Source organism: Aeromonas sp. 9A, assembly GCF_963900955.1.
GTDB lineage: Bacteria > Pseudomonadota > Gammaproteobacteria > Enterobacterales > Aeromonadaceae > Aeromonas > Aeromonas salmonicida.
The window spans coordinates 888,631-901,179 of sequence record NZ_CAWRFG010000001.1; the positions used below are offsets into that span (position 1 = coordinate 888,631).

Here is a 12,549-nt window from a genome sequence, read left to right on the forward strand (position 1 = left end):
CCATTCACATTTTTTGGCAAATGATGCGCCGGGATGCGCACAACCACGCTACCAAAAGCGACGGTTTCTGTCTGCTGGCTATACTGGTTGTCAAAACACTCAATTAGCATTCAGTCACAACAAGTTATTGAAAGTTAATTAAATGTTAATAATTAAATAATCAGGGCCATTGTCATGTCTGGCCACAACAAGACCCACAGGGAAATCAGGGAGACCTTATGTTCAAGCTTGGTGATATCGCTGTGAGCCGCAAATTGATGTTGCTGCTCTCACTGGCGCTAGTCGGTTTCATCGCACTGCTGCTTATTTCGGCCAGTGCCTTGCATCGCAATCTGATGAGTGAGCGGGAGGCCCGGCTGCAGGCCGTGCTGGATCTCGCCATGAGCCGCATCCAGTCACTCGCCACCACCTTGCCAGCAGCCCAGGCTCAGGCAGAAGCCAAGGCCATGCTCAACAGCATGCGCTTCGATGGTGACAACTATCTGTTTGTACTCGATGAAACGCGCCACGTCGTGGTACACCCCGTCAAACCGGAGCTGGTCGGCCAGCAGATGGGCCAGAGCGGCACCGAGACGGCCGGGGATCACTGGCAACGCATGGTGGAACTCGGCAAGGGTGGCCAGCATGGCCGCCTTGAATACCAGTGGATCGGACCCTCCGGTGATGCCGCCCAGAAGATGTCGCTGGTCGCCGGCTATCAGCCCTGGGGCTGGATCCTGGGCTCTGGCGTACTGCTGCAGGACATTGAAGCCACCATCTGGTCCCAGTACCAGCTGATGGGGGGCGCCACCCTGCTGGTGATCCTGCTGATGGGGCTGCTGGGGTTTGCCATCAGCCGCTCCATCGTCACTCCCCTGGCCGAGATCAAGCGAGCCATGCAGCAGGTGGCGGCCGGGGATCTGGTGATCAGCATACCGGTACACGGCAAGGATGAGATGGGGGTCGTCGCCGCATGTACCAACCAGGGGCTCGATGCCATTCGCCACGCCTTGCTTGAAGCCAGCCAGGGGGCCCGCAATGTGGCGGATGCTGCCCTGCGGATCGCCTCCTCGGCGGAGGAGACCAATCAGGCGGTCAACAGCCAGCGGGACCAGCTCTCCCAGCTCGCCACCGCCATGAACGAGATGAGCGCCACCATTGCCGATGTAGCGGGTCACGCCGAAAATACCGCCCGGGATACCCAGGAAGCCACCAGCGAGGCCGGGCTGGGCAACCGTGATGTGCATGCCAGTGTCAATGGCATACAGGCGCTGGCCACAGAGGTGGAACAGGCCACCCAGCAGGTCAATCAGCTCAAGGAGGGAGTGATGCAGATAAGCGAGGTGACCGCCGTCATCAGCGCCATCTCCGAGCAGACCAACCTGCTGGCCCTCAACGCCGCCATTGAAGCAGCCAGGGCCGGGGAACAGGGACGCGGCTTTGCCGTGGTCGCCGACGAGGTACGCCAGCTGGCGAGCCGCACCCGCCAGTCCACCGAAGAGATACAGAGCACCATAGCCCAACTGCAGCAGCGGGCAGTGACCGCCGCCAATGCCATGGATGCCAGCCGCAAGCTGGCGGAGAACAGCGTCAGCCAGTCCCAAAAGGCAGGGCAGGATCTCTCCCTCATCGTCAACCACATCCAGCATGTGAGCGACATGGCGATCCAGATAGCCACAGCGGCGGAACAGCAGAGCGTGGTGGCCGAAGATATGAACCGCAACGTCAGTGGCATCAATGATTCGGCCCAGGAGATGTCACAATCCGCCACCTATCTGGCGAAAGAGAGCGAGCTGCTGGCAGACCTCTCCCGCAGTCTGGATGAGCGACTGGCGGTGTTCAAACTGGGCACTGCCATCGATCAGACCCTGGCACAGCGGCTGGCCCCCCTGCATCAGCAATCACATCAGGCCGAACGCCCCCGCGCTCGCCACTGATCCGTCTTGCCCTGTCGCAACTCATCCTCTGCCAGCCCGCTGGCAGAGGATTTTTTCATTGATGAAAAATGTCGAATTTTTGCATCTTATCGACATGATGGGCGACATTCAGCCTGCCTTGCCGATTAAATACACCATTAAAAACATAGCGTTAAGCTTTAGCTCTACTCCGATGAGTCAAGCTGTAAACATTTACACTTAATTAACTAATCAAAATTGGCCATGATGATGGTGTCGCAATACGCGACACCATGACCCTTTATGTAGTCATTTGGCAAACTGGTTGAAAGGCCAGGACGCAAAGCCTCCGGTCTAAAGACATGTCGTCCAGGATAGCGGGGTTGCCACACTCAGGTGTGTATCGGGGAACTCCCCTGCCAACTTGACTGCCCACATCTATCGAACAGAGGAATGTATGGCAGCAAAAATCCAACTCAATCACGTCGCGGCAGCGCTGGCGCTGCTGGCCAGTGGTGGCGTACTCGCCCACGGCTACATCAGTCAGCCGGAATCGCGCAACTATCTGTGCAAGACCGGTGGCAACAGCCAGTGTGGCGCAGTGCAGTGGGAGCCCCAGAGCGTGGAGGGCCCCTCCGGCTTCCCGCAATCCGGCCCTCAGGATGGTCAGATTGCCTCGGCGGGCAGCCCGAACTGGAGTGAACTCAACGCCCAGACCAGCGATCGCTGGACCCGACGTGAAGTACAGGCAGGGCCATTCGCCATCAGCTGGACCTTCACCGCCAACCATGTCACCCGCAACTGGCGTTACTACCTCACCAAACAGGACTGGAACCCGAACCAGCCGCTAACCCGTGCCGCCTTCGATCTAACCCCTTTCTGCGTGGTGGATGGCAACATGGTACAGCCGCCCAAGCAGGTCACTCACAACTGCAACCTGCCGGAGCGCACCGGTTATCAGCTGATCCTGGGGGTGTGGGAAGTGGGCGATACCAGCAACAGCTTCTACAACCTGATCGATGCCAACTTCAAGGGCGGCACCCAGCCCCCCTTGAGCTGGAGCCAGGGGGGCACCATTTATCCCTCCACCGATCTGGCGGCCGGTGACAAGGCCAGAGCTCTGGTGTTCGACGCCAATGGCGTGCGCCCCGATCTGCAGACCGAGTTGACCATCACCACCACGGAACAGGGCCAGAAAAACAACTGGGCCCATGCCCTGGCCAGCAAGATCAATGCGGAGCAGAGCCAGATCCGCGCCGGTCAGCAGAACGCCGACAATCAGTTCAACCCCGTCTACGGCCAGAACCCTGTCTACCTCAAGGCAGGCAGCGCACTGGAACGGGTCGAGATCCAGCTCGAACAGCTGCAACCGCCGGTGGGCAACGACATCAGCGTGAGCGGTCTGGAGAGTGAATACCTGCTCGACGACGGCAAGGTGACCCTCGACTTCACCATCACTGCCCAGGGGGATCTGACTGTCACCAATACCTTGTATGACCATGGTGGTGTGGCCAGGGGGCAGTCTGCCGCCGACATCAAGGACAGCAGCCAGAGCTTCACCATGCCGCTCACCGGGCTCAGCGCAGGTCACCACCAACTGGTGATCGAGGCCAAGCCGAAGGCGGGTGGCGAAGCCCTGCAACAAACCCTGGACCTGATGCTCAAGGACTCGGCAGGTGGCGGTGACTACCAGTTCACCTTCCCGCAGGGACTGACCTCCTACACGGACGGCACCAAGGTGTTGCAGCCCAAGAACGGCAAGGTCTATCAGTGCAAGCCCTTCCCCTACCGAGGTTGGTGCAGCCAGTGGTCGGCCAGCGCCACCCAGTATGAACCTGGTATTGGCACCAACTGGCAGGATGCCTGGATTGCGCTGAACTGATCCGGCACAGAGTGATAACGCCATAAACAAAACGGGGAGCTAATGGCTCCCCGTTTTACGTACTCTGGCAAGGCTCGGATCGGGTAGTCGATGGCGGGATTGCCGACCTGAAGTCGGCCAGCGCCCGCCCGGATAAGCCGGGTATCGGCACCAACTGGCAGGACGCCTGGATTGCGCTGAACTGACCCGGCACAGAGTGATAACGCCATAAACAAAACGGGGAGCCATTCGCTCCCCGTTTCACATCGTCTGGCAAGGTTCAGATCTGGTAGTCGATGACAGGCTCACCGCCCATGGCGCGGGCCTGAATGTCTGCCAGCGCCAGCTCCGGATTGCAGAGCTGGATAAACTGCCAGGCGAAATTGTGCTGGAACTGCCCCTGCTTGAGCCCGATCCAGGCGGTATGTGGCGCAAACAGTCGGCTGCCGTCAAGCTGCACCAGCCCCCTGTCGCGCTGGGTATCAAATGCCATGTCCGCCAATATGCCGACCCCCATCTCCAGCTCGACATAGGTCTTGATGACGTCCGAATCCTGGGCAGTCAGCAATATCTGCGGCGTGATCCCCGCTTCGGCAAATGCCTCATCCACCCGCGCCCGTCCGGTCAAGCCGGCCTGATAGGTGATGATGGGCCAATGTGCCAACGCCGCCAGGGTCAGCTCCCGCTCGGCGGTGAGGGGGTGCTGCTCGGGCACCACTATGTTGTGATGCCAGCGGTAGTAGGGAAACGCCACCACCCCTTCGCTCTTGTCGAGCCGCTCGCTGCTGATGCCGATATCCACCTCGCCGGTCTGCACCAGCCGCACTATCTCCTCAGGGCTGCCCTGACGCAACTCCAGTTGCACCAGCGGAAACTGTTCGCGAAACGCCTTCACCACCCGCGGCAGGGCGTAACGGGCCTGGGTGTGAGTGGTGGCCACCAGCAGCCTGCCGGACTCGCGGTTGGCAAAGGTGCTGGCCAGTTTGCGGATATTGTTGGCGTCATTGAGGATGCGCTCGGCGATCACCAGCAACTCCTTGCCCGGCTCCGTCATGCCGAGCAGCCGCTTGCCATAGCGGATGAACAGCTCTATCCCCAGCTCCTCCTCCAGCTCGCGAATATGGCGGCTGACCCCGGACTGGGAGGTAAACAGGGCATTGGCCACCTCGGTCAGGTTGTAATCCCGCCGCGCCGCTTCCCGTATAATGCGTAACTGCTGAAAATTCACGCCATCGCCTCCTGCGCTGACAAGCCGGTCGGGTTGGTCCCGCCGCCGTTTTTGTTATTGCCAGCCCGACCCTGTGCCGGACTGCAAGCCTGATACGGTTATCGCGATAAAAGGGTCACACCTTGATCCTCTCGGTTGGCAAGGGTGGCGGCGCGTCGCTCTCGCCTGGATGCAAACCCTGGCCATCAAATCTGGTAGTCCGGATAGAGCTGGGCCTGCCTGGCTACCAGCCGCACCCCCTGCCCCGGGACAAATGCCCTGGCCGCCTCTTTGCTCAATTCGGCCTCGAAGTGTGCACCGTTTGTATCCCCAATGCCACGCAACTCCACCCGGATACGGGGTCCCATGGGCAGCAGTCGGGTGATGGTGGCGCGGATCCCCCCGCTTGCATCCGCAGGCACTATCTCCAGCTCGTGGGGACGCACATAGGCGATCGCAGCGCTGCCCTCTGCCAGATGGGAGCTGATGGGGCCTCCCAGCCACTGTTCGCCAATGCCGAGCCCCTGACCTGCCACCCGACCGCGAAACAGGTTCACGCTGCCGAGAAAGCTGTGCACAAAGGCACTGGCGGGCTGGTCATAGACCTCGGCCGGTGTGCCTATCTGCTCGACCCGGCCGGCGTTCATCAGCACCACCCGATCCGCCACCTCCAGCGCCTCCTCCTGATCGTGGGTCACGAACAGGCTGGTGACATGCAACTCGTCATGCAGTTCGCGCAACCAGCGGCGCAGCTCCTTGCGTACCTGGGCATCGAGGGCACCGAAGGGCTCATCCAGCAGCAACACCTTGGGTTGCACCGCCAGGGCGCGGGCCAGGGCGACCCGCTGGCGCTGACCGCCGGAGAGCTGGGTCGGGTGGCGATCGGCCACATGGCTGAGCTGCACCAGATCCAGCAGCTCCTTGACCCGTGCGCGGATGACAGCCTCGGTGGGACGCTCTGACCTCGGCTTGACCCGCAGGCCGAATGCCACGTTCTCGAACACCGTCATGTGGCGAAACAGGGCGTAGTGCTGGAACACGAAACCCACGTTGCGCTCACGCACATCAAGGTCGGTTGCATGCTCACCGCGGATGATGACGTGGCCAGAGTCGGCCTGCTCCAGCCCGGCTATGATGCGCAGCAAGGTGGTTTTGCCACAGCCGGAGGGGCCCAGCAGCGCCACCAGCTCGCCATCGTGAAAGTCGAGGTTGATGTCGGCCAGCGCCGCGTACTGATTGAAATGCTTGTTGAGCCCTTGAACCTGAATGCTCATAGATGCCTCTTTTCAATAATCGTTATATCGAGATCAATGGGGTATGGGGCCCGGCAGGTCGCGCAGCCGGGCCTCTCTCGCAATATCAGTGGGGCTTGTCAGGCTGCCCGCGTAGCCGGGCCAGCAGGGTTTCTCCCAGCAGGGTGAAGATCCCGAACAGCGCCAGCAGGCTTGCCACCGCGAAGGCGGCGCCGGTCTGGTACTCGTTGTAGAGGATCTCGATATGCAGCGGCAGGGTATTGGTCTGGCCGCGAATATGGCCGGAGACCACTGAGACAGCTCCAAACTCCCCCACAGCCCGGGCGGTACAGAGCAGCAGGCCATACATCAGGCTCCAGCGGATGCCGGGCAGGGTCACTCGCCAGAACATTTGCAAACCGCTCGCCCCCAGCATGATGGCCGCCTCCTCCTCTTCCGGGCCGCGCGCCTCCATCTGGGGCAACAGCTCGCGCACCACGAAGGGCACGGTAATAAAGGTGGTGGCCAGAATGATGCCCGGGGTGGCGAAGATGACCTTGATGTCGTGCTCGCTCAGCCAGTCGCCAAACCAGCCGCGACTGCCGAACAGCAGCACCAGCATGAGCCCGGCGATCACCGGCGAGACAGAGAACGGCAGGTCGATGAGGGTGATGAGCAGCTGCCGACCTGGGAAGCGGAAGCGGGCTATGGCCCAGGCCGCCGCCAGCCCGAACAGCAGGTTGAGGGGCACGGCGCAAAGCGTGACCAGGGCGGTCAAGCCCAGTGCGCTCAGGGCATCCGGCTCGCTGATGGCGTGCCAGAAGAAGGTGAGGCCCGGGCTCAGCGCCTGAATGAAGACGGTAGCCAGCGGCAACAGCAGCAGAGCGGCAAACCAGCCCAGCCCAAGGGCAATGAGCAGCCATTTGACCCAGACGGGCTCACGCGTGACGGAAGGGTGGCGGAGCAGCGGGGCTGGCGCCACACCCTGGACCAGATCCAGTGTCGAGTTGGATGCGCTCATACGCGAGTCCCTCCTATGCGTGCCCAGCTCCAGGCCTGCAACTTGTTGATGAGCAATAACAAAATGAATGATACCAGCAGCATGACCACGGCGATGGCAGAAGCGCCTGCATAGTCGTACTCCTCCAGATGACTCATGATCATCAGGGGGGCAATCTCGGAAACCATGGGCAGATTGCCGGCGATAAAGATGACGGAGCCGTACTCCCCCACGCCACGGGCAAACGCCAGGGCAAAACCTGTGAGCAGTGCCGGGATCAGGGTTGGCCACAGCACCCGCAAAAAGGTTTGCCAACGGTCAGCCCCCAGGCTGGCGGCGGCCTCTTCCTGTTCCGTCTCTGCCTCCCGCAGCACTGGCTGCAGGGTGCGTACCACGAAAGGCAACCCGATGAAGGTGAGGGCAATCACCACGCCGATGGGGTTGTAGGCAAGCTCTATGCCCAGTGGGGCGACCCACTGCCCGATCCAGCCGTTAGGGGCGAAGATGGCGCACAGGGCAATACCGGAGACGGCGGTGGGCATGGCGAACGGCAGATCGATCAGCGCATCCACCAGCCGGCGACCGGGGAAGCTGTAACGCACCAGTACCCAGGCGAGGATCAGGCCAAACAGGCTGTTCAGCAGCGCCGCGATGAAAGCGGCACCGAAACTCAGGCGAAAGGAGGCGAGCACCCGGGGTGAGCCGATCACCTGCCAGAATTCCCCCGCAGTAAGATTGTTCACCGCGAACAACACCAGCGCCGAGAGCGGCAGCAGCACCAGGATACCGAGATAGAGCAGGCTGAAGCCGAGGGTCGGACCAAAGCCTGGCAAGACGGAGTAAGAACCAAATCGCATAACGCTTCCGTTTGTTATGAAAAACATTCGATACAGCGATTCTGCGCACGCCTGTTTGAGACAACAAACACCAATAACGCCTTTGCTAAGCACTTTTTTATCTAACCAGGGCGGCACTGGTTTTTAGCGCCATAAAATGAAAAAAAGGTCTTTTATATAAATAAAAGACCTAAAAAATGGAGCGTCGTGCAATGTACCAAGCAATCAAAATCAGGCTGTTGTCATGTCGGGTGCTCTCTCTCCTTCTCTGCAAATTGAACGGCTATTGGCAACCCTTTCACCGAAAACTGAGGGCCGCACGTCGCTCCCACACAGCAGGCGCAGGCTCGACCACCATCTCGGCCCGGCGATAGAGGGTGCCGAGCAGGTTGAGTCCCTGACTCCACTCCCCATGACCGGACTGGGCATTGATATGGCCCACCTCACCGGCATCGAACAGCGGCACCTGCCACTGGCGACTCCAGTATTCGGCTCGCTCGAAACTGAGCCAGGGATCGTTACGACTGGCGATCAGCTGGGCCGATACCTTGAGCGAACCGGCCAGCGCCTCATCCACTATGCCGAAGTGGGCGGGGTCCGCCGGCGCCACGATTAAGAGCGAGGCCACCTTGTCAGGCTGCTGGCGCGCCGCCGTGATGGCCGCCAGGGCGCCGAAGGAGTGGGCCACCAGATGGGCCCGGCCGCGCCGGCTGCGCAGCTTGCTCGCCAGCTTGGCGCTCCAGACCGTCAGGTCCGGCTTGTCCCACGGCAGGCCAACCATGCGCTGCCAGTGGGGGAAATATTGATGCCAGCGGCTCTGCCAATGATCCGGCCCACTGTTGTGCAGACCGGGAACCAGGAGGATCTTGTTCATCTTGGTGCTCCTATCAGCTGGCACAGGGGCCAGTGCGGGGTGAACATGCCACAAGGAAGCAGGGGGCCTTAGCCGCCCGGCTGGTAAATCTGGTCAAACAGCGCGCCTTGGGCGAAGTGCTTCTGCTGGGCCTTGTCCCAATCCCCTTCCAGATCCTTGACGGTAAACAGGGTCAGTTGCGGGAACTGGGCTGCCGTCTCCTTCTGGATCGCCGGATTGCTGGGACGGTAGTGATACTTAGCGATGATGCGCTGCCCCTCGTCCGAGTAGAGATACTCAAGGTACCCCTTGGCGACAGCCTCGGTGCCATGCTTCCTGGCCACCTTGTCGACCACGGCCACCGGCGGCTCCGCCAGGATGGAGACAGACGGCACCACAAGTTCAAATTTGTCGCTGTTGCCTGCCTGACCCAGCACCAGCAGGGCTTCGTTTTCCCACGCCAGCAAGACATCGCCGAGACCGCGCTCGATAAAGCTGGTAGTGGCGCCACGGGCCCCTGAATCCAGCACCTTGACGTTCTTGTAGAGATCGCCGACGAACTGTCTGGCCCCCTCCTCACTGCCGCTTTTCTTCAGGGCATAGCCCCAGGCCGCCAGGTAGTTCCAGCGCGCCCCGCCGGAGGTCTTGGGGTTGGGGGTGACGATGGCCACATCCTTGCGCACCAGATCGCCCCAATCCTTGATCTGCTTGGGATTGTCCTTGCGTACCAGGAAGACGATGGTGGAGGTGTAAGGGGACGCGTTGTTGGCAAGGCGACTCTGCCAGTCGGCGGCGATAAGCCCCTCCTTGGCGACAGCATCGACGTCATAGGCCAGCGCCAGCGACACCAGATCCGCCTCCAGCCCATCCACCACGGCCCGCGCCTGCTTGCCGGAACCACCGTGAGACTGGCTCACCACAACATCGTCACCCGTCTTCGCTTTCCACTCTTTGGCAAAAGCGGCGTTGTACTCCTGGAACAGCTCGCGAGTCGGATCGTAGGAGACGTTGAGCAGACGGATCTCGGCGGCATTGGCCTGACCGAGGGCCAACAGGGAGAGCAGGGTGAGGGCTGTCATTCGCAGTTTCATAGTGATACTCCATATCCTTGGGTTGAATACAGCATGCCGCGGGCTTGTTATGCCGAGAACCAAGAAATAACGCTTTGCTTATCTCTTTTGCTCATATCAATCCGCCGCACGGCCCCACTCGCACACTCTGTGAGCCATGCCTCTCTGCCCCGGTACAGCATGTGCCATCATGGGTTCAAGGCAATCACACAGCGAAAAGGAAGTCGTTATGTGGATCAATGCAGACCCCGTCAATGGCGCCCTGGTATCGCTGGCCATCGGCCTCATCATAGGGCTGGAGCGTGGCTGGCAGGTGCGCCAGCTGGGGGACAACCAGCGCATCGCCGGGATGCGAACCTATGGCCTCATCGGCCTGCTCGGCGGCGTCTGCGCCCTGCTGTTGCCGACCCTGGGCCCCTGGCTGCCGCTGCTCGGTCTGCTGGCTGTGGTCATGGGCTGCGGCCTCTCGGTCTGGCTGGCCCAGCGCTGGCAAGGAGAGTTCGGCCTCACCAGCTCGGTGGCCATGCTGCTCACTTATCTGCTGGGGCTGATGTCCGTGCTGCTGAGCCCGAGCGAGGCGGTGGCCTGCGCCGTACTGGCCGCTCTCTTGATGGGGCTCAAGGGCAAGATCCAGCAAGGGATGCTGTTTCTCAGCGAAACCGAATTTCACGCCACACTGCGCTTTCTGCTTATCTCCCTGGTGCTGCTGCCGGTGCTGCCCAACGAGGAGATGGGGCCCCTCGATGCCTTCAACCCCTTCAAGATCTGGCTGATGGTAGTGGTGATCGCCGGCATCTCGTTTTGTGGCCACTTCGCGGTGCGTCTGCTCGGCACCCGCGCCGGGCTGGTGCTCACCAGCATGCTGGCGGGACTCGCCTCCTCTACCGCTCTCACCTTGCAGTTTGCCCGCCTCAACAAGGAGCAGGGCGGGCTGGAGCGGCTGCTGGCCACCGGCATACTGCTGGCGGGGGCCACCATGTGGGTGCGGCTGCTGGTGCTGGTATTGCTGATCCACAAGGAGCTGGCGATGCGCCTCGCCGCTCCCCTGCTGCTGCTGGCAGTCATTGTCTACGGCTTTGCATTCTGGTTCTGGCGCCAGCGGGAAGCGCTGACCGACGGGCCAGTGCAGCCCCAAACCAGCAATCCGCTGGATCTCGCCACCGCCATCAAGTTTGGCCTGCTGCTGGCGCTGATAGGTTTCATGGCAACACTGCTGCAAAGCCGGGTGGGTGACTCGGGTGTCTATTTGCTGGCACTGGTGTCGGGGATCACGGACGTGGACGCCATTACGCTTTCTCTCTCCCAGCTCTCCCACAAGGAGCTGGGGCTGGAGGTCGCAGCCCGGGGCATACTGCTGGCAGGGCTGGTCAACTCGCTGGTGAAAGGCGTGTTGGCACTGGGTATCGGCGGGCGCCGGCTGGGACTCATGGTGCTGCTGCCCTATCTGGTTTCTGCCCTGCTGATCCTGCCGCTCATCTGGCCAAGCGCCTGATCTTGCAGCAAGTGACAGCCTGACGCTGCAAGACGGGTGGCGTATACTGGCTCCTCTTGGCACATGAGGAGAGACGAGCATGGCAAGCGACTGGGACAAGATACTGGCGGGCGGCGCCCTGGATAGCCAGAGCGAGGAGATAGCGAATGACAGGATCCGGGGTCAGGCGCTGCTGGCACAACTCAATGCGTCATCCGCCGGGGATCACCCCCTGCGCCAGCGCCTGTGCGGCGAGCTGTTCGGCCACTGTCCCGCTTCCAGCTGGATAAGCACTCCTTTCACTTGTGAATTTGGCCGCAATATCCACATAGGCGAGCAGACCTTCTTCAACTTCAACGTCACCATTCTCGACGTGGGTGAAGTGCATATCGGCAACCATGTGCTGCTGGCCCCCAACGTGCAGATCTACACGGCCACCCACAGCATGGATTACCTGGAGCGCCGCAACTGGACCGCTTACAACAAGCCGGTACACATAGGCGATGACTGCTGGATTGGCGGCGGCGCCATCATCTGCCCCGGTGTCACCATAGGGGCACGCTCCATCATAGGGGCTGGCGCCGTTGTGACTCGCGACATCCCCGCCGACTCGGTGGCAGTAGGCAACCCCGCTCGCGTGATCCGCAGTCTGAGCCCTGACGCCCCCCGTGGCTGGGAGCTGGCACTGTGATCTGGCTCGCCCTGTTTCCCCTGCTCTGGACCGCCTGGCTTGGCCTGGCTGACGCCAACTGGTGGCCGCTCGCCATCCTCACCACCATGAGCCTGCTGACGGTACTGGCCTACGCCCACGACAAGCGGCAGGCCATTCGCGGCGGCTGGCGCATCCCCGAATCTCGCCTCCATCTGCTGGAGCTGTGCGGTGGCTGGCCCGGGGCGCTGGTCGCCCGTCACTGGCTACGCCACAAGACCCAGAAGGGCAGCTACCGGCTGGTGTTCTGGTTTATCGTGCTGCTGCACCTCACCCTGTGGGGACTCTGGCTCGGACGCCCCCTCTGGCAGGGGGTCTGAGGGGACAAGACCCGCCGCCACGACAAACCTGGCTGGCATCAAGTTCCGGGCAACGGATGGCATGAGCCCGGGTATCACAGGGCTCATGCTCACCACCAGAGCGGGCATTGCGGCCC

Annotated in this window: 11 protein-coding genes and 1 riboswitch; of the genes, 5 read left to right on the forward strand and 6 right to left on the reverse strand. The window is 61.5% G+C overall.

Annotated features, from left to right (window positions below):
- Positions 1-218 precede the first annotated feature (218 nt).
- Positions 219-1,916 carry a methyl-accepting chemotaxis protein gene (locus AACX78_RS04390; protein ID WP_159165490.1) on the forward strand — a complete coding sequence of 566 codons (1,698 nt, stop codon included), beginning with the start codon at positions 219-221 and terminating at the stop codon, positions 1,914-1,916.
- Positions 1,917-2,179: 263 nt separating this feature from the next.
- Positions 2,180-2,265, forward strand: a riboswitch (cyclic di-GMP riboswitch).
- A gap of 66 nt (positions 2,266-2,331) precedes the next feature.
- Positions 2,332-3,756 carry an N-acetylglucosamine-binding protein GbpA gene (gene gbpA, locus AACX78_RS04395; RefSeq protein WP_159165491.1) on the forward strand — a complete coding sequence of 475 codons (1,425 nt, stop codon included), beginning with the start codon at positions 2,332-2,334 and terminating at the stop codon, positions 3,754-3,756.
- 259 nt (positions 3,757-4,015) lie between these two features.
- Here gbpA and cbl read toward each other — a convergent pair whose 3' ends face one another.
- The 6 genes from cbl to AACX78_RS04425 form a co-directional block, all read right to left on the reverse strand.
- Complete coding sequence (gene cbl / locus AACX78_RS04400) at positions 4,016-4,963, reverse strand: HTH-type transcriptional regulator Cbl (RefSeq protein ID WP_058395371.1); 948 nt, start codon at positions 4,961-4,963, stop codon at positions 4,016-4,018.
- A 185-nt stretch (positions 4,964-5,148) separates the two neighbouring features.
- Complete coding sequence (locus tag AACX78_RS04405) at positions 5,149-6,216, reverse strand: sulfate/molybdate ABC transporter ATP-binding protein (protein ID WP_159165492.1); 1,068 nt, start codon at positions 6,214-6,216, stop codon at positions 5,149-5,151.
- A gap of 85 nt (positions 6,217-6,301) precedes the next feature.
- Entirely contained in the window at positions 6,302-7,195 is an 894-nt protein-coding gene (gene cysW, locus AACX78_RS04410; RefSeq protein ID WP_159165493.1) for a sulfate ABC transporter permease subunit CysW, read from the reverse strand.
- Entirely contained in the window at positions 7,192-8,031 is an 840-nt protein-coding gene (gene cysT / locus AACX78_RS04415; protein ID WP_192896063.1) for a sulfate ABC transporter permease subunit CysT, read from the reverse strand. The genes cysW and cysT overlap by 4 nt, the downstream gene beginning before the upstream one ends.
- Before the next feature lie 277 nt (positions 8,032-8,308).
- On the reverse strand, positions 8,309-8,884 hold the full coding sequence (locus tag AACX78_RS04420; protein WP_159165494.1) for an RBBP9/YdeN family alpha/beta hydrolase: 576 nt from the start codon (positions 8,882-8,884) through the stop codon (positions 8,309-8,311).
- Positions 8,885-8,952: 68 nt separating this feature from the next.
- A complete protein-coding gene (locus AACX78_RS04425; RefSeq protein WP_159165495.1) occupies positions 8,953-9,954 on the reverse strand; it encodes a sulfate ABC transporter substrate-binding protein in 1,002 nt (333 codons plus the stop codon).
- 208 nt (positions 9,955-10,162) lie between these two features.
- Between AACX78_RS04425 and AACX78_RS04430 the strand changes: the two genes are divergently transcribed.
- From AACX78_RS04430 to AACX78_RS04440, 3 genes are all read left to right on the forward strand, one after another.
- Complete coding sequence (locus AACX78_RS04430; protein WP_059111778.1) at positions 10,163-11,425, forward strand: MgtC/SapB family protein; 1,263 nt, start codon at positions 10,163-10,165, stop codon at positions 11,423-11,425.
- Positions 11,426-11,504: 79 nt separating this feature from the next.
- On the forward strand, positions 11,505-12,095 hold the full coding sequence (locus tag AACX78_RS04435; protein WP_005313735.1) for a sugar O-acetyltransferase: 591 nt from the start codon (positions 11,505-11,507) through the stop codon (positions 12,093-12,095).
- Entirely contained in the window at positions 12,092-12,433 is a 342-nt protein-coding gene (locus AACX78_RS04440) for a DUF1294 domain-containing protein (RefSeq protein ID WP_059111779.1), read from the forward strand. The genes AACX78_RS04435 and AACX78_RS04440 overlap by 4 nt, the downstream gene beginning before the upstream one ends.
- The last annotated feature ends 116 nt before the right edge of the window (positions 12,434-12,549 follow it).